This window comes from Halomonas sp. LBP4 (genome assembly GCF_003202205.1).
Taxonomy (GTDB): Bacteria; Pseudomonadota; Gammaproteobacteria; order Pseudomonadales; family Halomonadaceae; genus Halomonas; species Halomonas flagellata.
The window spans coordinates 754,878-776,164 of record NZ_PDOG01000001.1; the positions used below are offsets into that span (position 1 = coordinate 754,878).

The window sequence follows — 21,287 nt, forward strand, 5'->3', positions numbered from 1 at the left end:
GGCCAAGACCATCCAGCCCGTCATGGTGCACGTTGCTAGCGGAATATCCCTCCGCCGGGGTCTGACCCCAAAGGGAACGCCAGCGCTGGCGACCAACCGCTCGGCGCTATACCTCTATGTCCGCCAGGTTGCCGTAGTCCTCCAGCCAGCTCTTGCGGTCGGCGGAGCGCTTCTTCGCCAGCAGCATGTCCATCATCTCCATGGTGCCGTCGCCGACCTCGCGGGTCAGCTGCACCAGGCGCCGCGTCTCGGGGGCCATGGTGGTCTCGCGCAGCTGCAGCGGGCTCATCTCGCCCAGGCCCTTGAAGCGCTGGACATTGGGGGTGCCGCGCTTGCCCTCGAGCTTGCGCAGGGTCGCTGCCTTCTCGCTCTCGTCCAGGGCGTAGTGCACCTCCTTGCCGAGATCGATGCGGTAGAGCGGCGGCATGGCGACGTAGACATGGCCCGCGTCCACCAGCGCCGGAAAGTGGCGCACGAAGAGCGCGCACAGCAGGGTGGCGATGTGCAGCCCGTCGGAGTCGGCGTCGGCGAGGATGCAGATGCGGTGGTAGCGCAGCTTGGAGAGGTCGTCGCTGCCCGGGTCCATGCCGATCGCCACGGCGATGTCGTGGACCTCCTGGGAGCCGTAGATGTCGTGGGCCTCCACCTCCCAGGTGTTGAGGATCTTGCCGCGCAGCGGCAGGATCGCCTGGGTCTCGCGGTTGCGTGCCTGCTTGGCGCTGCCACCGGCCGAGTCACCCTCCACCAGGAACAGCTCGCTGCCGGCCGGGTCCTGGCCCGAGCAGTCGGCCAGCTTGCCGGGCAGCGCCGGCCCCGAGGTGACCTTCTTGCGCGCCACCTTCTTGGCGCTCTTCTGGCGGCGCTGGGCGGCGCTGATCACCAGCTCGGCCAGCGCCTCGGCCTGGTCGACGTGGTGGTTCAGCCACAGCGAGAAGGCGTCCTTGACCACCCCGGAGACGAACCCGGCCACGGTGCGCGACGACAGCCGCTCCTTGGTCTGGCCGGCGAACTGGGGGTCGAGCATCTTCACCGAGAGCACATAGGAGACCCGCTCCCAGAGGTCCTCGGCGGTGAGCTTGACGCCCCGGGGCAGCAGGCTGCGGTACTCGCAGAATTCGCGCAGGGCCTCGAGCAGGCCGGCGCGCAGGCCGTTGACATGGGTCCCGCCCTGGGGCGTGGGGATCAGGTTGACGTAGCTCTCCAGCAACGGCTCGCCGCCCTCCGGCAGCCACTGGATCGCCCAGTCCACCCCCTGCTCGTCGTCGGCGAAGTGACCGACGAAGGGCGAGGCCGGCAGCACCTCATAGCCGTCGGTGGCCTGGGCCAGGTAGTCGCGCAGGCCATCCTCGTACTGCCAGACGCTCTCGCCACCGTCGGCCTCGACCAGCACCACCCTGAGCCCCGGGCAGAGCACCGCCTTGGCCCGCAACAGATGCTTCAGCCTCGCCAACGACAGCTTCGGGCTGTCAAAGTAGCTCTCCTCGGGCCAGAAGCGCACCACGGTGCCCCGGGCCCGCCTGGCGCAGCTGCCGATCACCGCCAGCGGGGACGCCAGCTCGCCGTGCTCGAAGGCCATCCCGTGGCGGCTGCCGTCGCGCAGCACCTCCACCTCGAGCCGCTTCGACAGGGCATTGACCACCGACACCCCCACGCCGTGCAGGCCGCCGGCGAAGCGGTAGCTCGACTGGGAGAACTTGCCGCCGGCATGCAGCCGGGTGAGGATCAGCTCGATCCCGGACACGCCGTGTTCCGGGTGGATGTCGATGGGCATGCCGCGGCCGTCGTCGGTGACCTCGATGCCGCCGTCCTCGAACAGGCGCACCGTGATCTCCTGGGCATGGCCGGCCAGCGCCTCGTCGACGCTGTTGTCGATGACCTCCTGGACCAGGTGGTTGGGGCGACTGGTGTCGGTGTACATGCCGGGGCGCTTGCGCACCGGCTCGAGGCCGGAAAGCACCTCGATGGAGCTGGCACTGTATTGCGTCATGCGTCATCCACATCCTGATGGGTGATGCGCCCGGGGGCCAGTCGATGGCCACCGTGGGCGAAGATCGCCGGCAGGTAGTCGGCCAGCGCCGTGAAGCCGTGGTCGCCCCCGGGGTGAAGGATGGTCCGGGCGCCGCGATAGAAGGCGAAGGCATCGGCCGGGTCCAGGGTCTCGTCGGCGCTGCCCAGCAGCAGCAGGTAGCGCGCCGGCGTGACGCCCCGCGGGGTGAGCGCCTCGAGCTCCTCGAGATGCGCGGCCTCGACGAAGAAGCGCTCGCCGGTATACTCGTTGACGAAGGCCTCGCCGACCCAGCCCACCACCAGCCGGGCCGGCTCCACCGCGGGATTGATCAGCGCCGCCGGGAGGTCGTGACGCTCGGCGACCAGCGTTGCCAGGAAGCCCCCCAGGGAGCTACCCGCGACCAGCGGGTGCGGCCCCAACCCCTCGAGCAGCGACTCGGCCAGCCGCAGGGCCGCACGCGGCCGGTGGGGCAGCTGCGGTGTCGCGCAGGGCAGCCCCAGGGCGGCGCAGGCGGCGCGCATCAGCGCCGCCTTCGGCGAACCGCTGCCGCTGTTGAAACCATGCAGATAGAGCACCCCGCTGGCCGGCGGCACGCCCAGGGCCGCACTCAGCATACCCCAACCCCTGTACAAACAGCCAGCCTCATCGCAAACCGGTCTCCGCCGCCCGCTCGGCCTGCCACACGGCCTCGATCAGCGCGCGGGTGGAGTCATCCATGGCCTCGAGGCCCTGATGGCTCTCCAGGATGCGCTGGGTCTCGCCGGCGATCTTCTTGCCCAGCTCCACCCCCCACTGGTCGAAGGGGTTGATCTCCCAGATGGTGGCCTGGACGAACACCTTGTGCTCGTAGAGGGCGATCAGCGCCCCCAGCGTCGCCGGCGTCAGCCGCTCGAGCAGCACCGTGGTGGACGGCTGGTTGCCACGGTAGCGCTTGTGGCCGGGACGCGGGCCGTCGTCCTCGACGGCGTCGTCGCCGAGCATCAGCACCCGCGACTGGGCGAAGCAGTTGGCCAGGGTCAGGCGGTGCTGGCTCATCAGGTGATCGCGGGTCGCCTCGTCGGTCACGTCGTCATAGCGCACCAGGGGCGCGATGAAGTCGCACTCCACCGCCTGGGTGCCCTGGTGCAGCAACTGGTAGAAGGCGTGCTGGGCGTTGGGCCCGAGCTGGCCCCACAGCACCGGGCAGGTAGAGTAACCCACCTCACGACCGTCGTGGGTCACCGACTTGCCATTGGACTCCATCTCGAGCTGCTCGAGATAGGCGGCGAAGTACTCCAGGCGGCCGTCATAGGGCAGGATCGAGTGGGCGCGGATGTCCAGGAAGTTGACGTTCCAGATCCCCGCCAGGGCCAGCAGCACCGGCAGGTTGTCGGCAAGCTCCGCCTCGCGGAAGTGGCGGTCCATGGCGTGGGCCCCGGCGAGCAGCTCGCGGAAGTTGCCCATGCCGACCACCAGGGCGATGGGCAGGCCGATGCCGCCCCACAGCGAGTAGCGCCCGCCGACCCACTCCCAGAACTCCAGCTGGTGATCCGGCGCGATGCCCCAGTCGTTCATCTTCTCGGGGCTCGCCGAGACGCCGATGAAGTGCTGGCGCATCACCAGGCCATCGTCGACGCCTTCCTCCTGGCCCAGCCGCGACATCAGCCAGTCCCGGGCGGTACGGGCATTGGAGAGGGTATCGATGGTGGTGAACGACTTGGACGAGAGCACGAACAGCGTGGTCTCGGGGTTGAGTCGCGAGAGGTAGTCGGCCAGCTGGGAGCCGTCCATGGTCGAGGCGAAGTGCACCTCGATGCGGTGCACGCCCTCCGGGCGGTAGTCGGCCAGGGCGTGGGTCACCATCAGGGGGCCGAGGTCGGAGCCGCCGACCCCCAGGTTGACCACATTGCGAATCGCCTTGCCGGTGGCACCGCGCCACTGGCCGGCATGGAAACGCTCGACCATGGTGGCCATGCGATCCAGCGTCGCGTGCACGCCGGGTACCAGGTCCTCGCCCTCCACCACCAGCAAGGCATCCGCCGGCAGGCGCAGGGCGGTATGCAGCGCCGGGCGATCCTCGCTCACATTGACCCGCTCGCCGTCGAGCAGGGCGCGGCTCGCCTCGGGCAGGCCGGCCTCCCGGGCCAGGTCCAGCAGCAGGGCGAAGGTCTCGTCGGACCAGCGCTGCTTGGAGAGGTCCAGGGTCAGCCCCGCCGCGTGGCGGGTGTAGGCCGCATGGCGGCCGGTCGCAGCGGCGAAGAGGTCACGCAGGTGCACGCCGCGCATGGTCTCGGCGTGGGTGGCCAGGGCGCGCCAGGCCCCGCGCTGGTCGATCGGGAGTTGGGTCATGGTTTCCTCCTGACATCCTGTCGTGCAGCCGGGGCGAGGGAGACGTAGAATGGGCGTCCATTTCCGCACGATTTCCGGCTCGGCCCATGAGTGACGCATCTTACCGTGACGCGATCTTTTCGACACCCCTCGATCGGATGGCGCGCTTCTCCTTCGACGAGCAGGTCGTCGCCTGCTTTCCCGACATGATCCGCCGCTCGGTCCCGGGCTACGGCCAGATACTCGGCATGCTGGGGCTGATCGCCCGGCGCCACCTGCGCCACGGCGCCCACGTCTACGACCTGGGCTGCTCGCTGGGGGCCGCCGGCCTGGCACTGGCCGGGACGCTGCCGCCGGCCGCCTTCCGCTATACCGGCGTGGACCTCTCGCCGGCCATGGTGGCCCGGGCCCGGGAGACCCTGGCCGCGGAGTGCCCGGAGCACGCCGTCGAGATCGTCGAGGGCGACATCCGCGAGCTCGACTACCGCCCCTCGGGGATGATCGTGCTCGACTTCACCCTGCAGTTCCTCGCCCCCGAGGATCGCGATGCGGTGATCGACAAGCTCTTCGCCGCCCTGGAGCCCGGCGGCGTGCTGGTGCTCTCGGAGAAGATCGTGGCCGAAGATGAACAGGACAATGCCTGGCTGGTGGAGCGCTACCACGACTTCAAGCGCGCCAACGGCTACAGCGAGCTGGAGATCAGCCAGAAGCGCACGGCGCTCGAGAACGTCCTGGTGCCCGACACCCTGGCCGCCCACCACGAGCGCCTGGCGCGGGCCGGTTTCCCCCGCTCGCAGACCTGGTTCCAGTTCCTGAACTTCGCCTCCTTGATCGCCTTCAAGGACGCCCGGTACGGGGAGACCTGACGTGCCCATTCCCGCCGAGCACCGCGAGCTCTACCAGGCCTTCCTCGACCAGGGGCTCGACACCTGGCTGGCCCGGCTGCCCGACCAGCTCGCCCGCGGGCTGGACCGAAGCCGCTACGGCGACCTGCCGGCCTGGGAGAAGGCGGTGGCCAAGCTGCCCGCCCTCCCCGAGGCCCGCGAGGTGTCCCTGGACGGCGATACCGTCAGCGTCGACCTGGCGCTGACCGACAGCCAGCGCCGCCGGTGCGAGAACCTGCTGCGCAAGCTCGCGCCCTGGCGCAAGGGGCCCTACCGCCTGGGGGGCATCCACATCGAGACCGAGTGGCGCTCCGACTGGAAGTGGCGGCGCGTGGCGCCGCACCTGGCGAACCTCGCCGGCCGGCGGGTGCTCGACGTGGGCGGCGGCAGCGGCTACCACGCCTGGCGCATGAGTGGCGCCGGTGCCGCCTTCGTGCTGGTGATCGACCCCTCGCCGCGCTTCTTCTGGCAGTTCCGGGCCGTACGCCACTTCATCGGCGATGCCGACGGCTGGCGCACCCACTTCCTGCCGGTGGGCATCGAGGAGGTGCCCGAACGGCTCGCCTTCTTCGACACGGTGTTCTCCATGGGCGTGCTCTACCACCGCCCCTCGCCGCTCGAGCACCTGCTGCAGCTCAGGGACGCCCTGCGCCCGGGCGGCGAGCTGGTGCTCGAGACCCTGGTGGTCGAAGGCGACGCCACCAGCGTGCTGCTGCCCGGCGAGCGCTACGCCGCCATGCCCAACGTCTACTTCCTGCCCTCCTCCGCCGCCCTCTGCCACTGGCTCGAACGCTGCGGATTCGACAACGTGCGCGTGGTGGACGAAGCGGTGACCACGACCGACGAGCAGCGCGCCACCGACTGGATGACCTTCCAGTCGCTGGCCGATTTCCTCGATCCGAACGACCCGAGCAAGACCCGCGAGGGCTACCCCGCCCCGCGGCGGGCGGTGGTCATGGCCAACCGGCCACGCCCTTGATGCTGGGGCCCGCGGCTTTTCCGGCGACCGGCCTACGCGGAGGCGCTGTGGACCCGTCCCTGGGCGCTACATTCTTCATCCCTGAAGACTGACCTCCGCTTCGCCCTGTCCCCGGCGCCGCTCATGCAGAGCCTTCGGCCTTGATGCATTGAACTGGCCCTTCACCCTCTCAGATCAGCTCGAAGCTGGGCGCTTAGCGCCTGAGGATCACCAGCCACCGCCCCAGGTTGAGCAGGCTGGCCAGCGAGGCCGCCACATAGGTGAAGGCGCAGGCGGTGAGCACATGGCGGGCGCCGGGCATGTCGTAGGGCGGGATGTACTCCTTGAGTAGCGGCAGGGCCCGCTGGAAGCTGGCGTCGAACTCCACCGGCAGGGTCACCAGGTGCACCATCGCCGCGGTGCCGAAGCTGATCACCGCGGCCAGCAGCACGATCAGCATGCCGCCCGGCATGCGAGTAAGGACGAACAGGAAGGGGGCGGCCATCATCAGCAGCGCCCCGAGCTTCTCGGCCTGCTGGGCCACCGCCACCAGCCGGGTGCGCGCCAGCAGCGGCGCATAGCCGTGGTGGTGCTGGATGGCGTGGCCCACCTCGTGGGCCGCCACCGTCACTGCGGTGAGCGAGCGCCCCGCGTAATGCTCCCGGGAGAGCCGCACCCGCCGCGCCTGGGGGTCGTAATGATCGCCCTGCTCGGTGAGTTCCACCTCCACCCCGTCGATGCCGAGCCGCTTGAGCAGGTGCTCGGCGAGCTCGCCGCCGGTGCCCGGGTAGTCGTCCCGCGGCCGGGCATGCCGCTTGAGCACCCACTTGGCCCAGAGGTTGGGCAGCAGGAAGATGGCCAGCAGCAGGGCGATCACCAGCAGGATCATCGGCAAGGGCTCCGGCTTCCAGTGTGCAAGGTTGGACCCAGCCTGGCAGCACCAGTTTCCTCGGGGCTGATCCGGCGACAGGCCTGCAAGGGGCGCTGTGAACCCCTCCCTGGGCGCTACCGATTCCCTGCTGCGCTTTCGCATCCTGCTTCGCTTGCAGGGCCGGGGTTGGCCATCCATGGCCAACCCGTTCGGCGGGAAGAACATTCACTGGATGTTCTTCTGATTCCGCCTCACCCATGGAATCGGACCCCCTCTTCGGCCTGTCCCCGGCGCCCCTCGTCACGCAATTCCGGCAGGGGTTTACCGAATCAGCTCGCGGATGTCCCTCGCCTCCCAGTGCGGGAAGTACTTGCGCACCAGCGCATTGAGCTCCAGCTCGAAGCCGGCCCAGTCGACCTCGCCGTGGGCCTCGGCGGCCCCCTCGGCCGTACCGCGGATCATCCCGGCGCCGACCGTCACGTTGGTCAGGCGGTCGATGACGATGAAGCTCCCGGTACCCGGACTGGTGGCGTAGTCATCCAGCGGCACCTCGGCGGTCAGTTCGACCCGGCAGCGGGCGATGGCGTTGAGCTCGAGACGCTCGGTGGCATGGCGCTCCAGGGTGTTGACGTCGACCTGGTGGTGGATCGCTCCCACCTGGCCGGCAACGGAGCGTCCGGCCAGGCGGATGTCGTACGACCGCCCCGGGGTCAACGCCTCCTCGTGCATCCAGACGATGTCGGCATCGAAGGCACTCGCCATGGCCACCTCGGCGTCCGCGGCAACGAGCCAGTCACCGCGGGAGATGTCGATCTCGTCGTTCAGGGTCACGGTGATCGCCTGGCCGGGGTAGGCCGCGTCCAGGTCACCGTCGAAGGTGACGATGCGCTCGACCGTCGAGGCCTTGCCCGAGGGCAGCGCCTTGACCGCCTGGCCGGGGCGCAGCACGCCCGCCTCCAGGGTACCGGCGTAGCCACGGAAGTCGAGGTTCGGGCGATTGACGTACTGCACCGGCAGGCGCAGGTCGGTGAGGTTGCGGTCGCGGCTGACCTCCACCCCCTCGAGCAGTTCCAGCAGCGCCGGGCCCTCATACCACGCCATGGCGGCGCTCTTGTTGACCACGTTATCGCCCTTCAGGGCCGACATGGGCACGAAGTGGATGTCCTCGGCCGAGAGCTGCTCGGCGAAGAGGCGATAGTCGGCGACGATCTCGTCGAAGCGCGCCTGGTCGAAGTCGACCAGGTCCATCTTGTTGACCGCGATCACCAGATGCCGGATGCCCAGCAGATCGGCGATGAAGCTGTGCCGACGGGTCTGGGTCTGCACCCCGTAGCGGGCATCGATCAGGATGATCGCCAGGCTGGCGGTGGAGGCCCCGGTGGCCATGTTGCGGGTGTACTGCTCGTGCCCCGGGGTGTCGGCGATGATGAACTTGCGCTTGTCGGTGGAGAAGAAGCGGTAGGCGACATCGATGGTGATGCCCTGCTCGCGCTCCGACTGCAGGCCATCGACCAGCAGCGCCAGGTCGACCTCCTCGCCGGTGGTACCGCTCTTCTTCGACGCCTGAGTGATCGCCGCGAGCTGGTCGTCGAAGATCATCTTGGAGTCGTGCAGCAGCCGGCCGATCAGGGTCGACTTGCCGTCGTCGACGCTGCCGCAGGTGATGAAGCGCAGCAGGTCCTTGTTCTCGTGCTCGTGCAGGTACTGCTCGATGTTATCGGCAATGAGTGTCGATTGGTGTGCCATCAGAAATAGCCCTCGCGCTTCTTCTTCTCCATGGAGCCCGCCTGGTCGTGGTCGATGGCGCGGCCGCTGCGTTCGCTGGTGCGGGTCAGCAGCATCTCCTGGATGATCTCGGGCAGGGTGGCGGCCTTCGACTCCACGGCGCCGGTCAGCGGGTAGCAGCCGAGCGTGCGGAAGCGCACCCACTTCTCCTCGGGCTTCTCGCCGGGCTCGAGCGGCATGCGCTCGTCGTCGACCATGATCAGCATGCCGTCGCGCTCCACCACCGGGCGCGGCGCGGCGTAGTAGAGCGGCACGATGGGAATCTGCTCGAGGTGGATGTACTGCCAGATGTCCAGCTCGGTCCAGTTGGAGAGCGGGAAGGCGCGGATCGACTCGCCCTTGTTGACCCGGGCGTTGTAGAGGTTCCACAACTCGGGCCGCTGGTTCTTCGGGTCCCAGCGATGGAACTTGTCGCGGAAGGAGAACACCCGCTCCTTGGCACGGCTGGCCTCCTCGTCGCGACGGGCACCGCCGAAGGCGGCATCGAAGCCGTACTTGTCCAGCGCCTGCTTGAGGGCCTGGGTCTTCATCACGTCGGTGTAACCGCTGCTGCCGTGATCGAAGGGGTTGATACCGGCGGCCCGCCCCTCCTCGTTGATGTACTCGATCAGCTCCATCCCGGATTCTGCCGCCATGCGATCGCGGAAGGCGATCATCTCGCGGAACTTCCAGGTGGTGTTGATGTGCATCAACGGAAACGGCGGCGGCCCCGGATAGAAGGCCTTGCGCGCCAGGTGCAGCATCACCGAGGAGTCCTTGCCGATGGAGTAGAGCATCACCGGGTTGCGGAACTCGGCCGCCACCTCGCGGATGATGTGGATCGACTCGGCCTCGAGCTGCTCGAGATGGGTCAGCCGACGCGGCGTGACGGCGCCAACCGACGTCGCGCCACTGGCCTGGGCGGCCGATTCGCGGTTCGGTGCCTGACGTGTCGGTGCAACATGAGTGGTCATGGCCCGGCTACCTCGCAAGACGTTGGGCGTGAGATCATGCGCCACAGATTAACGCCGGATTGATAATAACCCAAAAGAATTAATAACTATCTTTTTAGAACGAAAAAAGATGCCCAGATTCACGGCTCGACGCGCTCCACCCAGGTCGTCAGGTCGCCGGCCTCGAGGTCGACGACCCGATAGCCGGGGCGCGATGCCTCGTCGACGGCGAAGGTCTCGGCGCCGGGCAGGAACTGGTCGGTGGTGGAAGGGCAGCCGTAGACCGCCACCGCCCCCGCTTCCAGCCGCCGCTGGCTGGCGAAGGCCTGGTGGATATGGCCGCAGAGGACCGCCTTCACCTGACGATAGGCCGCCAGGGTCTGCCAGAAGGCCTCCCGGTCCAGCAGGCCGAGCTCGTCGAGCCAGGCCGAGCCGACGGCCAGGGGCGGGTGATGCATCACCAGCAGGGTCGGCCGGTCGTCCTCCTCGAGCCGGTCGGCCAGCCAGCCGAGTCGCTCGGGTCCCAGCTCGCCGTGGGGCTGGCCACTGACCCGGGTATCCAGCAACAGCACCCGCCAACTGTCGAGTTCCAGCTCGTCGGGCAGCTCGCGGGCCTCGGCCATCAGCGCCGGCTCGTCGTGGTTGCCCGCCAGCCAGAACCAGGGGGCGTCGAGCGCTCCGAGGGTACGGACCGCCAGCCGGTAGGAAGCCGCGGTCTCGTCCTGGCTGACGTCACCGGTCACCAGCACCATGTCCGGCCGCTCCCGGTTGACCGCCTCGATCACCGCCTCGAGCTGGCGCAGCGGAAAGCCGGCCCGGGAACGGGCCCGGGGGTCGGCCTGCAGATGGCAGTCGCTGATCTGGACCAGTCGCATCAGAGCAGCATCTCCTCAGGGCAGCCTATTCATCAAGGTAGTTCTGGCAGGTCGAGGGAGTGGCCGTGGGCCAGTCCATGCTCCAGCCACTCGCCGAGGAAGCGGTTGAGTTGCAGCTTCTCGTCGGGTTGATGCATGCGCGCATTGGGGTAGCGGTAGCGGCCATGGAAATGGCGTTGGCGCTGGAAGTCGGTGACCTCGGCCATGCGCACGTCGTGGTAGAGATGCACGCGCATGCGCGGGGTCTCGATCAGTTCGTCGAGCACGCCCTGCTGGGAGACCCGAGCGATGGTGGTGTAGGGGGCCTGCTCGAGCACCTCGATGCACAGTGCCCCGAGCCGTCGACCGCCACGGAGCAGCTCGACCTCGCGGATCTCGCCGGCGTCCAGCGCCCCCAGCAGCCGGGTCAGGCGCAGGTAGTTGACGGTGCACTCGCCCTGCAGACTCTTCAGGTCGGTGACATAGGCTGTTCTCGACACGCTACCTCCTTGCTCGCAGTGATGCGCGTTCGCCTGCCAGCCAATGGAAGGCGATCAGACACATGGCATTGTCGAGTCGCCCGGCCTGGAGGAGTTCCCACGCTCGGGTAAACGGCAACACATGCACGCGGATGTCCTCGTGCTCCTCGTCGAGCCCGTGCACCCCGCCGAGGCCACGGCTGTCGACCAGACCACAGAACAGGGTGACGCGCTCGTCACAGGCCCCGGGACTGGGGTAGTAGACATGCAGCTCGATCAGTTCGCCCACCTCGCAGCCGGCCTCTTCCCGCGCCTCGCGGCGAGCGACCTCGGCGACGCTCTCGCCCCGCTCCACCAGCCCCGCCACCACCTCCAGCTTCCAGGGTGACGCGGGGTCATCGAACGCACCGGCACGGAACTGCTCGATCAGTACCACGGCGTCTCGCTCCACATCATAGAGCAGCACGCCCACGGCGTCGTGGCGATGATGTACCTCGCGCACCACCTCGCCGCTCCAGCCGCCCTCGAACAGGCGATGGCGCAGGCGCAGTTCCTCCAGGCGGAAGAAGCCCTGGTGCAGGCAGCGCCGCTCCAGCAACTCGACGTCGGCGGCCGTGAAGGACGCCAGCGCGGTGAGATCCTGGTCGTGCGGGTGACGGGGGTCGCTCATGCCGATCTCCGGGTCGCAGGGTGGCGACCATTATCATGACCCGGAGGGGGGATGCCAACCGCCGCGGTCATCGATGCCTTGGCGCCCCTTCACCGATGGCGTATGTTTCAACTCTCACCAGCAGGAGGGACCAGCCGGATGAAAGGCCGCAACATGACGCGCTGGCGCGACCCGGCCAAGGATCCGCGCCAGGAGCCGAAGAGCAACCTGATCACCGCCGAAGGCGCCGACCGCCTGCGCGGCATTCTCGACCACCTGTCGCGGGTCAAGCGCCCCGCGCTCTCGGCCAAGGTCGGCGAGGCGGCGGCACTCGGCGACCGCAGCGAGAACGCCGACTACACCTACAACAAGAAGGAGCTCAATCGGGTCATCGCCCGGATCCGCTACCTGACCAAGCGCCTCGACGAAGTGCAGGTGGTGGATCGGCTCCCGGAGGACACCGACAGGGTCTACTTCGGCGCCTTCGTCACCCTCGAGGACGACGACGGCGAGGAGACGCACATCCGCATCGTCGGCCACGACGAGACCGACACGGCGAAACGCTGGATCAGCGTCGACGCCCCCCTGGCCAAGGCCCTGCTCGGCAAGTCGCTGGACGACGAGGTGACCGTCGCCGCCCCCGGTGGCGAAACGAGCTATATCATCACCGGGATCGCCTATCGTGACCCCGCAGGCAGATAGGCGCCTTGCCGCGGCGGTCGACGCGTTTCGACGACAACAGCACCCATTGACTATCACCAACTTGCAGTGAAACACCTCAACTTGTTGCCGGCCGGAGACAGTCGCCTCCGGCCACCCTGACGCGCCCCACGGCCCCGAGCCCCCCCAATGCATCCCATTGTTTTTATGTAAAAAGCATACTAATGGCGCCGATATTGCAATGACACAGCAGGCGAGCGATGCCGCTCGCCACCTGGACAAGCGTCATAGCATTGGAGGCACACCATGAAGAAGCTACTCATGTTACCTGCGGCCCTTCTCTTCGGTGCCAGCGTGGCTTTCGCGGGCGCGGACAAGTTCGCGGATCTCGATGCCGATCAAGATGGCGCCTTGAGCGAGGAGGAGGTCGCAACCGCTGAAGGCCTGGATTTCGCAACCGCGGATGCGGATGGAAACGGCTCCCTGAGCGAGGAGGAGTTCAAGGCCGCGACAGAGGACACGGAAGGCTAGCCGTTATCCGACGCCCCCTACTGCCCTTGACCCGCACGTGGCAGCCGGCCAAGCCGGCTGCCACGTGCGGGCAGGGTGACGCCCAGCGATCAGCTCCTCCGGGCCGAGGAGGCGGATCCCACCGACTGGCCCCTCAGGTCGAGGCCCGATAGACCCGGAAGCGGCGGTCGTCGGCGAGGATCTCGAAGCCGCCGAAGGCACGCTCGAGCAGATCCGGGTAGGGCAGGAAGGCGTTGGCCACGATCACCAGCTGGCCACCGGGCAGCAGGTGGTCAGGCGCCTCGAGGATCAGCCGCGCCGCCGGGCCATAGTCGATGGCCCGTTCCTGGTGGAAGGGCGGGTTGCTGACGATGGCCGCGAAGCGCCTTTCGCCGAGTGCGGCATAGACGTCGCCGACCCGCGCCTCGCCGGCCAGGCCATTGGCGGCGAGCGTGCGGCGGGTCGCCTCCACGGCACAGGCGTTGACGTCCACCGCCGTGACCCGGGCCCCGCGCCGGGCCAGCCAGGCGGCCAGGATGCCGTCGCCGCAGCCCATGTCCAACACCTCGGCCTGCCCTTCCGGCAGCACCGCCGGCAACCGCTCCAGCAGCAGTCGGGTGCCGTCGTCGAGCTTGCCGTGACCGAACACGCCCGGGTGACTGACCAGGGTCAGCCCCTCGGCCTCGAACGACGACCAGGCCGCCTCGGGGTCGAGGCCGACCCGGCCGAGGCGCGTCTCGAACAGCGAGCAGCGCCGGGCGGTGTCGCGCTTGCGACAGCCCAGCCCCAGCGCGGCCAACACCTTGAGCACCCGCTTGATGCCCCCCTGGTTCTCGCCGGCGAGTTGCAGCGGCGTGCCCGGTGGCAGCACCGCACAGAGCCACAGCAGCCACCACTCGCCCAGCGCATGGCTCTTGGGCCAGAACAGCACGACGCCGGGCACGCCGGCACCGACCCTGGCCGGCAGGCCGTCATCGAAGGGCGAGAAGGCCGGCCGGCCCCGGGCGCGCCAGGCCTCGAGCACCGCCGCGTCGACGCTGACCGCCGCGCCCTCGCCCGCCTCCAGCCAGCCGTCCCGTGGCGGTCCCACCCACCACCAGCCGCGGTAGTCGAGGGCCTGGCGTTCCAGCAACTGGCAGACAGGGGTCTCGGCGCTCATGCAGGGGGCTCCTGGGGTCGGATCGAGGAAGGCTCGAGGGTGTAGAGCAGGTAGCGACCCAGCCGCCAGTGGGGGTCGACGCGGCAGTAGCGCTGCTCGAGGGCGAGCAGGCGTGCCCGGTCGGCATCGGACGGTGGCGGCTGGCGCAGGTAGTCGTGGAAGACGCGGATGCCCGCGACCGCCGAGATCGCCAGCCCGTTCTCGGCCGCCCAGGTCTCGATCTGGCCATGGGTCAGCGGCGAGATCGGCGTCAAGCGACGGCGCCGGCCGGTGCCCTCGAGGCGGTCGGCCAGGGCCTTCTCCAGGTTGCCCTTGACCACGTTGGACATCCGCAGCGCGTCGCGGTTGAAGACCATCAGCGAGAGCTGGCCGCCCGGCGCCAGCAACCCCGCCAGGGTGGCGAGCGCCGCGCGCGGGTCGGCCAGCCACTCCAGCACCGCATGGCAGGCGATCAGCCGCCAGGGGCCGGGGGCGCACTCGGGCAGGGCCTGCAGCGGGACCTGGAGCAGGCTCACCGGCTGTCCGGCCAGGTGCGCCCTGGCCCGCTCGAGCATCTCGCCGGAGGGCTCGGCCAGGGTCACCGCATGGCCGCGCCCGGCGAACCAGGCGGCCAGCTGGCCGAGGCCACCGCCCACGTCGAGCACCGGCTGAGCGTCGAGGGCGAGCATCTCCGGCAGCAGCCGGTCGAGCAGCGCCAGGCGCAGCTCGCCACGGGCCGCGCCGTAGAGGCTGTCGGCAAACTTGTCGGCCAGGCCATCGAAGTGGCGGTCGCCGGCCGGGGAAAGGGGCGAAGGGGTATCGGACATGCCGGCCTCATCGGGCGGGTTCGTCGGCCATTCTACCCGGGATCGGCCCGCGACTCACCGCTCGCCGCGCGGGGCAGCCGATGCCCCCAGCCGCTGTCGGCCTCGAGCTCGGCGGCCAGCGCCAGCAGACGACGCTCGTCGCCCATGGGGCCGATCATCTGCACCCCCACCGGCAGGCCGTCCCGGGTGACATGCAGCGGCAGCGACATGGCCGGCTGACCGGTGAGGTTGGCCAGTTGGGTGAAGGGAGTACGGCACAGCGCCTCCCTGGCCAGGCGGTGCAGCATGCCCGCCTTCAGCGCCAGGGGAGCGGCGCCCGGCAAGGTCAGCAGCGCCATCAGCCGCTCCTTGCCGGCATCGGGATAGAGCTCCCCCAGGCGCGGCGCCGGGGTCGCCGCCACCGGCAACAGCAGCACATCGAAGCGGCGGTGGAACTCGCCCATGGCTCGCGCCACCCGGTTCCAGTAACGCTTGGCGAGCTCATAGTCCCGCGCCGACAGCCAGCGCCCCAGCCGGCCGATGGCCCGGGTCGACGGCTCGATGTCGAGCCGTCCCACCGGCACGCCGGTCTGCTCGCTGATCCAGGCCAGGTCGGCGGCCAGGTGACCCAGGTAGAGGGTCAGGTAACTGTCGGCCAGCCGCTCGCCCTCGGCGGGGGGATCGCACCACTCCACCCCGTGGCCCATCGCCTCCAGGCGGTAGGCGGCCTGCTCCACGGCGTGTCGCACCTCGGGGGCGAGCCGGGTGCCCAGCGGCGCCCCCAGTGGCTCGCCCAGGGAGACGGCGACCCGCAGCCGCGCGGGAGGCCTGGCGATGGCGGCCAGGAAGCCCTCCTCGCGGGGCAACGGCTGTGGCGCCCCCTCGTCCATGCCGTTGATCTGGTCGAGCAGCGCCGCGCTGTCCCGCACGCTGCGGGTCAGGGCGTGTTCCACCACCGCCCCCTGCCACACCTCGGCGTACTGCGGGCCGAGGGGCACCCGCCCGCGGGAAGGCTTGAAGCCGAACAGCCCACAGTGGCTCGCCGGGATGCGAATCGAACCGCCACCGTCGCCGGCCATGGCCAGGGGCACCAGCCCGCCGGCCACCGCCGCAGCCGCACCGCCGCTGGAGCCCCCCGGCGAGTGCCCGGGCTTCCAGGGGTTCAGCGGATGGGCAAAGGCCCGCGGCTCGGTGATGCCCATCAGCCCCAGCTCCGGGGTCGCGGTCTGGCCGAGGATCACCAGTCCCGCCTCGCGCAGGCGACGCACCAGGGAGGCGTCTTCCGGCGCCCGCCAGTCGACCAGGGCCGCGCTTCCGAAGGCCAGCGGCTCGCCGGCAATGGCCATCAGCAGGTCCTTGGTCAGGGTCGGCACCCCGGCGAAGGGCGACCCCGGATCGACCCGGCGCCCCTCCTGCTCGGCCCGTTCGAAGCGACAGCGCACCACCGCACCCAAGCGTGGATTCTCCGCCTCGATGGTGGCACAGGCCGCCGCGAAGACCTCCTCCCGGCTCACCTCGCCGCGACGGATCAGTGCCGCCAGCCCCAGGCCATCGTAGGCGCGATACTCGCTCGGCTCCATGGCATCTCCCTTCCCGCCTGACTCTCGTTCGGATCCCTCGAGAGCGCGAGCCCCGAGCCGACGGGTTTATCTCATTCGCGCGAACGCTTATAATGCGCCGCGCTTCGCCCTCTTAGCTCAGCAGGATAGAGCAGCCGCCTCCTAAGCGGCAGGTCGCAGGTTCGAATCCTGCAGAGGGCGCCACCCTCGATCGGTCGCGGCCTCCTTCTTCAGCCTACACCCTCAGCCTCAACCTCGGGCCGGCTGCCGCGCACCACGTACTGGTGATCGCCTAGTCCGCTGCCTATGCTGTTCCCAGCCCCTGTGGCTGGAGCGACACCCGGGGCAACCAAGCACAGGACCGCCATGCCTCGCCGGAGCCCGTCACATGGTCAAGTTCCGTCTCCTGCCCGCCCTCGTGGCGGGAATGGTACTCTTCGCCGCCAGCCTGCCGAGTACCGCCCAGGCAGCCGCCGACGACTACTACGCCGGCAAGACCATCCGCATGATCATCCCCTTCTCCCCGGGGGGCAACACCGACACCTTCGGCCGCCTGATCAGCCGCCACCTGGGACGGCACATCCCGGGTGAGCCGACCATCGTGGCCGAGAACATCACCGATGTCGGTGGCCTGCTGGGCAGCAACGAGTTCGCCGAACGGGTCGACCACGACGGCACCACCCTGCTGGCCGCCTCCGGCCACCTCAACCTGCGCGCCATCCTCGGCCTGCGAGGCCTGCGCCTCGACCTCGACGCGCTGGAACCGGTGGTCGCCGCCCCCATGGGTCATGTCACCGCCCTCTCCACCCGTGTGGGTATCGAGGAGCCCAGCGAAGTGCTCGAGGCCCAGGGTCCACTGACCAAGGGCATCACCGATCCGATCGGCCTGCTCGAGTCGCTGGTGGCCCTGGAGCTGCTCGGCATCGACTACCGGGCGGTGCCCGGCTATGGCAGCCGCGGCGCCACCCGCAACGCCTTCGAGCGCGGCGAGCTGATGCTCAACACCCAGAGCACCTCGTTCTACCTCGAGAAAGTGGCGCCACTGGTCGACCAGGGCCGTGCCATGCCGCTCTACGCGATCGGCTATATCGACGGGGACGGCAACCCGGTCCGTGACCCGGCGCTGCCGGGGCTGATCACCGTCCCCGAACTCTACGAGCAGATACACGGCGAGATGCCCTCCGGCATCGTCTGGGAGGCCTTCAAGGTCACCGTGTCGCTGGTGCAGAACGCCCGGGGTACCCTCTGGACCCACGACGACATCCCCGAGGAGGCCATGCGGGCCCTGCACCTCGGCGTCGAGGCCATGGCCAACGACCCGGCATTCCAGGCGGCCAGCGCCGAGGTCCTCGAGGATTACGAGATAATGCGCGGTGACGACCTGGGCCAGCTCGAGGCCGCCATGGACGCCGCCTCGCCGGAGGTGCTCGACTTCCTGCGCGACCTGCTCGGCAGGCGCTTCGGCACCGAGTTCGAGGGGTGAGCCCCGACCGGCAGGCCACGGCACCATGATGCCCAGCGAGGCTTGCGCGGTCAGGCGACCTCGACCAGGTTGCGGCCGGCGGCCTTGGCCCGGTAGCTGGCCGCGTCGGCACGCCGGATGACGGTCGCGGCCACCCGATCGCCCTCCTGGAAGGCGGTGACGCCGACGCTCAGGGTCACCCGGTACTCGTGGCCCTGATACCGCACGCGGATCTCGGCGACGGCCTCGCGCAGCGTCTCGGCGATGCGCCGGGCCTGTGCGAGCGTGCAGCTCGGCAGCAGCACCCCGAATTCGTCACCCCCCTGGCGGGCCACGTGGTCGCTGCGGCGCACCTCCCAGGCCACCACCTGGGCGATGCGCCGCAGCATCTCGTCGCCCAGCGCATGGCCCCCCTGGTCGTTGATCGGCTTGAAGCGGTCGAGATCGAACAGCATCAGCGCCGAGGGTGTGCCGGTCTTGTGCCACTCGGCCAGGGCCTCCTCGAGGCGACGCTCGAAACCGCGCCGGTTGAGCAGGCCGGTGAGGGGATCGTGCTCGGCCTCCCAGCGGCGCAGCGCCTCCTGCTGATGGCGCTCGGTGATGTCCTTGACCGTGCCCACGAAGCCGATGGTCCGTCCATCGACGGCCACCTGGCTGGCGTGCACCTCGAGCCACAGCAGGTCGCCATCGGCGCGAAGGTAGCGGAACTGCCTGAGGAAGTCGTCACCGGTCTCGAGGCTGTGTTGCCACAGGTCGGCGGCGGCGGGATGATCCTCGGAGTGGATGTGCCTCACCCACGCCGACTCCTCCCGGTCGGTGAAGCCATGGCCGGTCAGGGCCGTCAGCGCAGGGTTCATGTAACGGATGCTGCCGGCCGTGTCGGTGACGAACATACCCAGCGGCGACGACGACAGCACGCCATCGAGGAAGGCCTCACGGTCGCGCAGCCGTTCCAGGGCCGCACTGCGCTCGCCCTCGACCCGGTTGAAGGTGCCGGCCAGCCGGCTGATCTCGTGCATCCGGGTCTCGAGCGTCACCCGGCGGCGGCGCCCCTCGCCCACCTCGTCGATCTGCCTCTCGAGCCGGTGCAGGGGGGTCAGGGCATGACGCACCAGCCACCACATGAGCGGCAACAGCAGCAGGGCGAAGCCGACGCCGAACCACCAGAGCTCGCGAAACAGCCCCTGAAGGGGCGCATGCACCTGCTCCGCGGGCAGGAAGACACCGACCACCCAGTCGGCGGGCCAGACCTGGCCGAAGGACTGGTAGGCCTTGCCGCCGTGAATCAGCGGGGCCACGGCCTCGCCCTGCCAGCCGTCCAGCGCCTGGTGCAGCCTGGGGTTCTGGTCGGCGGAAGGCACCGGCCGCAGCACCAGGGAGGAATCGGGATGATAGAGGATGGTCCCCGAGGCCGTGGCCACGGCGGCGAAGCCGCCCGAGCCGAGACGCCGTCGGTGCAGCAGCTGGAACAGGCCCCCGGAGTGAATGTTGACGAAGCCCCCGACGAAGCCGGCGAACTCGCCGTCCTGCGATCGCGGCACCACGAACATCACCAGCGGCATGTCGCTGGCCCGGCCGATGAAGGGTTCGCTGACATAGGGACGGCGCACACTCTTCACGAAACGGAAATACTCGGTCTCGGCCGTGGACAGGCCCGTGCGCCCCCTGACCACGGGCCAGTCGGCCAGTATCTCGCCCTCGGCATCCGCTACCACCAGGCCGTCGAACCACTCGAGCAGGGCGTCGTTGTGCCGTAGTTCGCTGCGCAGTGCCTCCTCGTCGGACGGCGCCTCGTCACCGGGATGGGCCGCCTCGTCGAGCCTGCTGGACAGCCGCTCCAGCGCGGTCAGGCGGTTATCGACCTGGACCGTGATCTCCTCGGCGATCAGGTGCGACTCGTAGCTCAGGTGCGTGAAGTTGGTCTGGCGTACCAGCTTCTGCCCCGCCAGCCAGCCGCTGCCCAGCAGCAGCAGGGCCACCACCACCCAAGTGGCCGCCAGGCCGATCATCAGCCGCCCCTGGAGGGAGAGAGCCGAGCGGAGGAGAAACCGGAGTCGAGATAGCAAACGCCGCTCCCGGGTGCGTTAGTGATTACCGATTCGTATGGGCATCGGAAACCAGATGATCGCGCAGGTCAAGCACGGCCTTGGCGCGAATAGCCAGGCCGGATGGCCCCTGTCCCGCCTCTCCCTTCATCTTCTCGACACCCGCCCACGAGAAAGCCGGCCCTCGAGGGGCCGGCTTCTGTGTACTGAGGGGTATCGCTACATCAAGCGGCGGGCCGCTTAGAAGTGGTAGCGAACGCCGGTCAGCCAGTAGACATTGTCGCGCACATCACGCAGGTTGTCGGCAAAATCGCTGCCGGTGGTCTCGCTGTCGATGATGGTGCCCTGGTCGGACTCGTGGACCTCGGCGAAGACGTCGAAGTTGCTGGAGACCTTGTAGTAGGCGCCGGCAGCCCAGGAGTTACGACTGGTGCTCAGACCTTCAGCCTCCTGAGCGGCCTTGAAGTCGCCCTGAGACTCGATGCGGTAGTAGTCGAGGTTGAAGGCCCAGTCGGCGACGGCATAGGTCATGCCGACACCGATCTTGTCTTCGAACTCGGCCTGGTACTCGTAGCCCAGACGGCCGGAGAAGCCCGGCACGAACTCGAAGGAGGCGGTACCGCCGTAGATGTTCTCGCCGATGCCGCCGGTGCTCTCGCGATCCTCGGCGTAACCCAGGCCCAGGCGCAGCGGGCCGGTCTCGTAGACGGCACCACCGGCGGTGTTGATCTTGGAGGAGTTGCTGCCCTCGGAGCCAGCCTCGTTACCGTTACCGCTGAAGTGCTTGCCCATCAGGAAGACCTGGAAGCCCTCCAGGTTCGGGGTGATGTAGCCGACGGAGTCGCCGCGGGCCTGGTGGCTGCCGCCGGTGAACTCGTAGCCGCGATTCAGGTAGACATCGAAGGGCGCGCCGACGGTATTCAGGTAGAAGCTGTCGAAGTTACCGGCCTGGAGGGTACCGAGGGTGTTGCTGCGCAGGCCCAGGAAGCTGTTGCGCACCTGCTGGCCACCGCGGTTCACTTCGTCCAGCTGCGGGCGCAGCTCGAAGTTACCGAAGGCCGTCAGGTCGGAGCTGAGCTGCTGGCTGCCGCGCAGGCCGAAGCGGGAGAAGACGTCGACAAACTCGGAGCCGTTGATCTTCTCGTCGTCTTCGTTGACTTCTTCACCACCCCCCTGGACACCCAGGGCGATACGGCCGTAGAGGTCCAGACGGGTGCCATCCTGGTCGTAGACGGTAGCGGCCTGAGCGGCAGCTGAAGCGCCCAGGGCGCCGGCGATAGCAGTCGCTAACAGTGTCTTTTTCATCGCGATAGTTCCTTTGACTAGCTTACTGTTTCGATCGTTACTGCACGATTCACCGGAGTGAATGCAGCCGGCTTG

General features: G+C 68.9%; 19 protein-coding genes and 1 tRNA gene. 6 read left to right on the forward strand and 14 right to left on the reverse strand.

Annotation, left to right across the window (positions count from 1 at the left end; genetic code table 11):
- Nucleotides 1-106: 106 nt before the first annotated feature.
- Genes parE through pgi form a run of 3 tightly spaced genes read right to left on the reverse strand, consistent with a single transcriptional unit; the run spans nt 107 to nt 4,336 of the window.
- Complete coding sequence (gene parE / locus CR157_RS03525) at nt 107-1,987, reverse strand: DNA topoisomerase IV subunit B (RefSeq protein ID WP_110282139.1); 1,881 nt, start codon at nt 1,985-1,987, stop codon at nt 107-109.
- Nucleotides 1,984-2,622 carry a YqiA/YcfP family alpha/beta fold hydrolase gene (locus CR157_RS03530; RefSeq protein ID WP_110282140.1) on the reverse strand — a complete coding sequence of 213 codons (639 nt, stop codon included), beginning with the start codon at nt 2,620-2,622 and terminating at the stop codon, nt 1,984-1,986. The genes parE and CR157_RS03530 overlap by 4 nt, the downstream gene beginning before the upstream one ends.
- 28 nt (nt 2,623-2,650) lie before the next feature.
- Entirely contained in the window at nt 2,651-4,336 is a 1,686-nt protein-coding gene (pgi, locus tag CR157_RS03535; protein ID WP_110282141.1) for a glucose-6-phosphate isomerase, read from the reverse strand.
- A gap of 86 nt (nt 4,337-4,422) precedes the next feature.
- Between pgi and cmoA the strand changes: the two genes are divergently transcribed.
- Entirely contained in the window at nt 4,423-5,181 is a 759-nt protein-coding gene (gene cmoA / locus CR157_RS03540; RefSeq protein WP_110282142.1) for a carboxy-S-adenosyl-L-methionine synthase CmoA, read from the forward strand.
- Nucleotide 5,182: 1 nt separating this feature from the next.
- The gene (cmoB, locus tag CR157_RS03545; RefSeq protein ID WP_110282143.1) at nt 5,183-6,178 is read left to right on the forward strand and encodes a tRNA 5-methoxyuridine(34)/uridine 5-oxyacetic acid(34) synthase CmoB; all 996 of its coding nucleotides are present in this window, start codon (nt 5,183-5,185) and stop codon (nt 6,176-6,178) included.
- A gap of 193 nt (nt 6,179-6,371) precedes the next feature.
- Here the strand turns inward: cmoB and CR157_RS03550 are convergent, their stop codons facing one another.
- From CR157_RS03550 to CR157_RS03575, 6 genes are all read right to left on the reverse strand, one after another.
- Nucleotides 6,372-7,046 carry a zinc metallopeptidase gene (locus tag CR157_RS03550; RefSeq protein ID WP_110282144.1) on the reverse strand — a complete coding sequence of 225 codons (675 nt, stop codon included), beginning with the start codon at nt 7,044-7,046 and terminating at the stop codon, nt 6,372-6,374.
- 303 nt (nt 7,047-7,349) lie between these two features.
- The gene (gene cysN, locus CR157_RS03555; protein WP_110282145.1) at nt 7,350-8,774 is read right to left on the reverse strand and encodes a sulfate adenylyltransferase subunit CysN; all 1,425 of its coding nucleotides are present in this window, start codon (nt 8,772-8,774) and stop codon (nt 7,350-7,352) included.
- The gene (gene cysD, locus CR157_RS03560) at nt 8,774-9,766 is read right to left on the reverse strand and encodes a sulfate adenylyltransferase subunit CysD (RefSeq protein WP_110282146.1); all 993 of its coding nucleotides are present in this window, start codon (nt 9,764-9,766) and stop codon (nt 8,774-8,776) included. Before cysD ends, cysN begins: the two co-directional genes overlap by 1 nt.
- 119 nt (nt 9,767-9,885) lie before the next feature.
- Nucleotides 9,886-10,620, reverse strand: a complete 735-nt coding sequence (locus tag CR157_RS03565) for a phosphodiesterase (RefSeq protein ID WP_110282147.1) — start codon at nt 10,618-10,620, stop codon at nt 9,886-9,888.
- Between the two features lie 32 nt (nt 10,621-10,652).
- The gene (locus CR157_RS03570; protein WP_110282148.1) at nt 10,653-11,099 is read right to left on the reverse strand and encodes a DUF1249 domain-containing protein; all 447 of its coding nucleotides are present in this window, start codon (nt 11,097-11,099) and stop codon (nt 10,653-10,655) included.
- 1 nt (nt 11,100) lies between these two features.
- The gene (locus CR157_RS03575) at nt 11,101-11,748 is read right to left on the reverse strand and encodes an NUDIX domain-containing protein (RefSeq protein WP_110282149.1); all 648 of its coding nucleotides are present in this window, start codon (nt 11,746-11,748) and stop codon (nt 11,101-11,103) included.
- 138 nt (nt 11,749-11,886) lie between these two features.
- Here CR157_RS03575 and greB point away from each other — a divergent pair, with 138 nt between their 5' ends.
- Together greB and CR157_RS03585 are read left to right on the forward strand one after the other, a co-directional pair.
- Nucleotides 11,887-12,429 carry a transcription elongation factor GreB gene (greB, locus tag CR157_RS03580; protein ID WP_110282150.1) on the forward strand — a complete coding sequence of 181 codons (543 nt, stop codon included), beginning with the start codon at nt 11,887-11,889 and terminating at the stop codon, nt 12,427-12,429.
- Between the two features lie 264 nt (nt 12,430-12,693).
- Nucleotides 12,694-12,918, forward strand: a complete 225-nt coding sequence (locus CR157_RS03585) for a calmodulin (RefSeq protein WP_110282151.1) — start codon at nt 12,694-12,696, stop codon at nt 12,916-12,918.
- Nucleotides 12,919-13,051: 133 nt separating this feature from the next.
- Here CR157_RS03585 and CR157_RS03590 read toward each other — a convergent pair whose 3' ends face one another.
- The 3 genes from CR157_RS03590 to CR157_RS03600 are packed head-to-tail and all read right to left on the reverse strand — an operon-like array spanning nt 13,052 to nt 16,421.
- Nucleotides 13,052-14,056 carry a class I SAM-dependent methyltransferase gene (locus CR157_RS03590; RefSeq protein ID WP_110282152.1) on the reverse strand — a complete coding sequence of 335 codons (1,005 nt, stop codon included), beginning with the start codon at nt 14,054-14,056 and terminating at the stop codon, nt 13,052-13,054.
- A complete protein-coding gene (locus CR157_RS03595) occupies nt 14,053-14,862 on the reverse strand; it encodes a methyltransferase domain-containing protein (protein WP_110282153.1) in 810 nt (269 codons plus the stop codon). Before CR157_RS03595 ends, CR157_RS03590 begins: the two co-directional genes overlap by 4 nt.
- 32 nt (nt 14,863-14,894) lie before the next feature.
- On the reverse strand, nt 14,895-16,421 hold the full coding sequence (locus CR157_RS03600) for an amidase (RefSeq protein ID WP_110282154.1): 1,527 nt from the start codon (nt 16,419-16,421) through the stop codon (nt 14,895-14,897).
- A gap of 106 nt (nt 16,422-16,527) precedes the next feature.
- Here CR157_RS03600 and CR157_RS03605 point away from each other — a divergent pair.
- Both CR157_RS03605 and CR157_RS03610 read left to right on the forward strand, forming a co-directional pair.
- Nucleotides 16,528-16,604: transfer RNA gene (locus CR157_RS03605), tRNA-Arg, on the forward strand.
- Nucleotides 16,605-16,788: 184 nt separating this feature from the next.
- Nucleotides 16,789-17,883 (forward strand): hypothetical protein, encoded by a 1,095-nt coding sequence (locus CR157_RS03610; RefSeq protein WP_110282155.1) that lies wholly within the window; start codon nt 16,789-16,791, stop codon nt 17,881-17,883.
- Between the two features lie 50 nt (nt 17,884-17,933).
- On the opposite strand, the gene CR157_RS03615 is transcribed toward CR157_RS03610, so the two are convergent.
- A complete protein-coding gene (locus CR157_RS03615) occupies nt 17,934-19,871 on the reverse strand; it encodes a sensor domain-containing diguanylate cyclase (protein WP_110282156.1) in 1,938 nt (645 codons plus the stop codon).
- A 276-nt stretch (nt 19,872-20,147) separates the two neighbouring features.
- Nucleotides 20,148-21,212 (reverse strand): porin, encoded by a 1,065-nt coding sequence (locus CR157_RS03620; protein WP_110282157.1) that lies wholly within the window; start codon nt 21,210-21,212, stop codon nt 20,148-20,150.
- Nucleotides 21,213-21,287: the final 75 nt, after the last annotated feature.

Bases quoted from the DNA above. Each gene is read 5' to 3' on its own strand.
- parE (WP_110282139.1), bottom strand. From the start codon at position 1,987: ATGACGCAATACAGTGCCAGCTCCATCGAGGTGCTTTCCGGCCTCGAG.
- CR157_RS03530 (WP_110282140.1), bottom strand. From the start codon at position 2,622: ATGCTGAGTGCGGCCCTGGGCGTGCCGCCGGCCAGCGGGGTGCTCTAT.
- pgi (WP_110282141.1), bottom strand. From the start codon at position 4,336: ATGACCCAACTCCCGATCGACCAGCGCGGGGCCTGGCGCGCCCTGGCC.
- cmoA (WP_110282142.1), top strand. From the start codon at position 4,423: ATGAGTGACGCATCTTACCGTGACGCGATCTTTTCGACACCCCTCGAT.
- CR157_RS03550 (WP_110282144.1), bottom strand. From the start codon at position 7,046: ATGATCCTGCTGGTGATCGCCCTGCTGCTGGCCATCTTCCTGCTGCCC.
- cysN (WP_110282145.1), bottom strand. From the start codon at position 8,774: ATGGCACACCAATCGACACTCATTGCCGATAACATCGAGCAGTACCTG.
- cysD (WP_110282146.1), bottom strand. From the start codon at position 9,766: ATGACCACTCATGTTGCACCGACACGTCAGGCACCGAACCGCGAATCG.
- CR157_RS03565 (WP_110282147.1), bottom strand. From the start codon at position 10,620: ATGCGACTGGTCCAGATCAGCGACTGCCATCTGCAGGCCGACCCCCGG.
- CR157_RS03575 (WP_110282149.1), bottom strand. From the start codon at position 11,748: ATGAGCGACCCCCGTCACCCGCACGACCAGGATCTCACCGCGCTGGCG.
- greB (WP_110282150.1), top strand. From the start codon at position 11,887: ATGAAAGGCCGCAACATGACGCGCTGGCGCGACCCGGCCAAGGATCCG.
- CR157_RS03585 (WP_110282151.1), top strand. From the start codon at position 12,694: ATGAAGAAGCTACTCATGTTACCTGCGGCCCTTCTCTTCGGTGCCAGC.
- CR157_RS03590 (WP_110282152.1), bottom strand. From the start codon at position 14,056: ATGAGCGCCGAGACCCCTGTCTGCCAGTTGCTGGAACGCCAGGCCCTC.
- CR157_RS03595 (WP_110282153.1), bottom strand. From the start codon at position 14,862: ATGTCCGATACCCCTTCGCCCCTTTCCCCGGCCGGCGACCGCCACTTC.
- CR157_RS03600 (WP_110282154.1), bottom strand. From the start codon at position 16,421: ATGGAGCCGAGCGAGTATCGCGCCTACGATGGCCTGGGGCTGGCGGCA.
- CR157_RS03610 (WP_110282155.1), top strand. From the start codon at position 16,789: ATGGTCAAGTTCCGTCTCCTGCCCGCCCTCGTGGCGGGAATGGTACTC.
- CR157_RS03615 (WP_110282156.1), bottom strand. From the start codon at position 19,871: ATGATCGGCCTGGCGGCCACTTGGGTGGTGGTGGCCCTGCTGCTGCTG.
- CR157_RS03620 (WP_110282157.1), bottom strand. From the start codon at position 21,212: ATGAAAAAGACACTGTTAGCGACTGCTATCGCCGGCGCCCTGGGCGCT.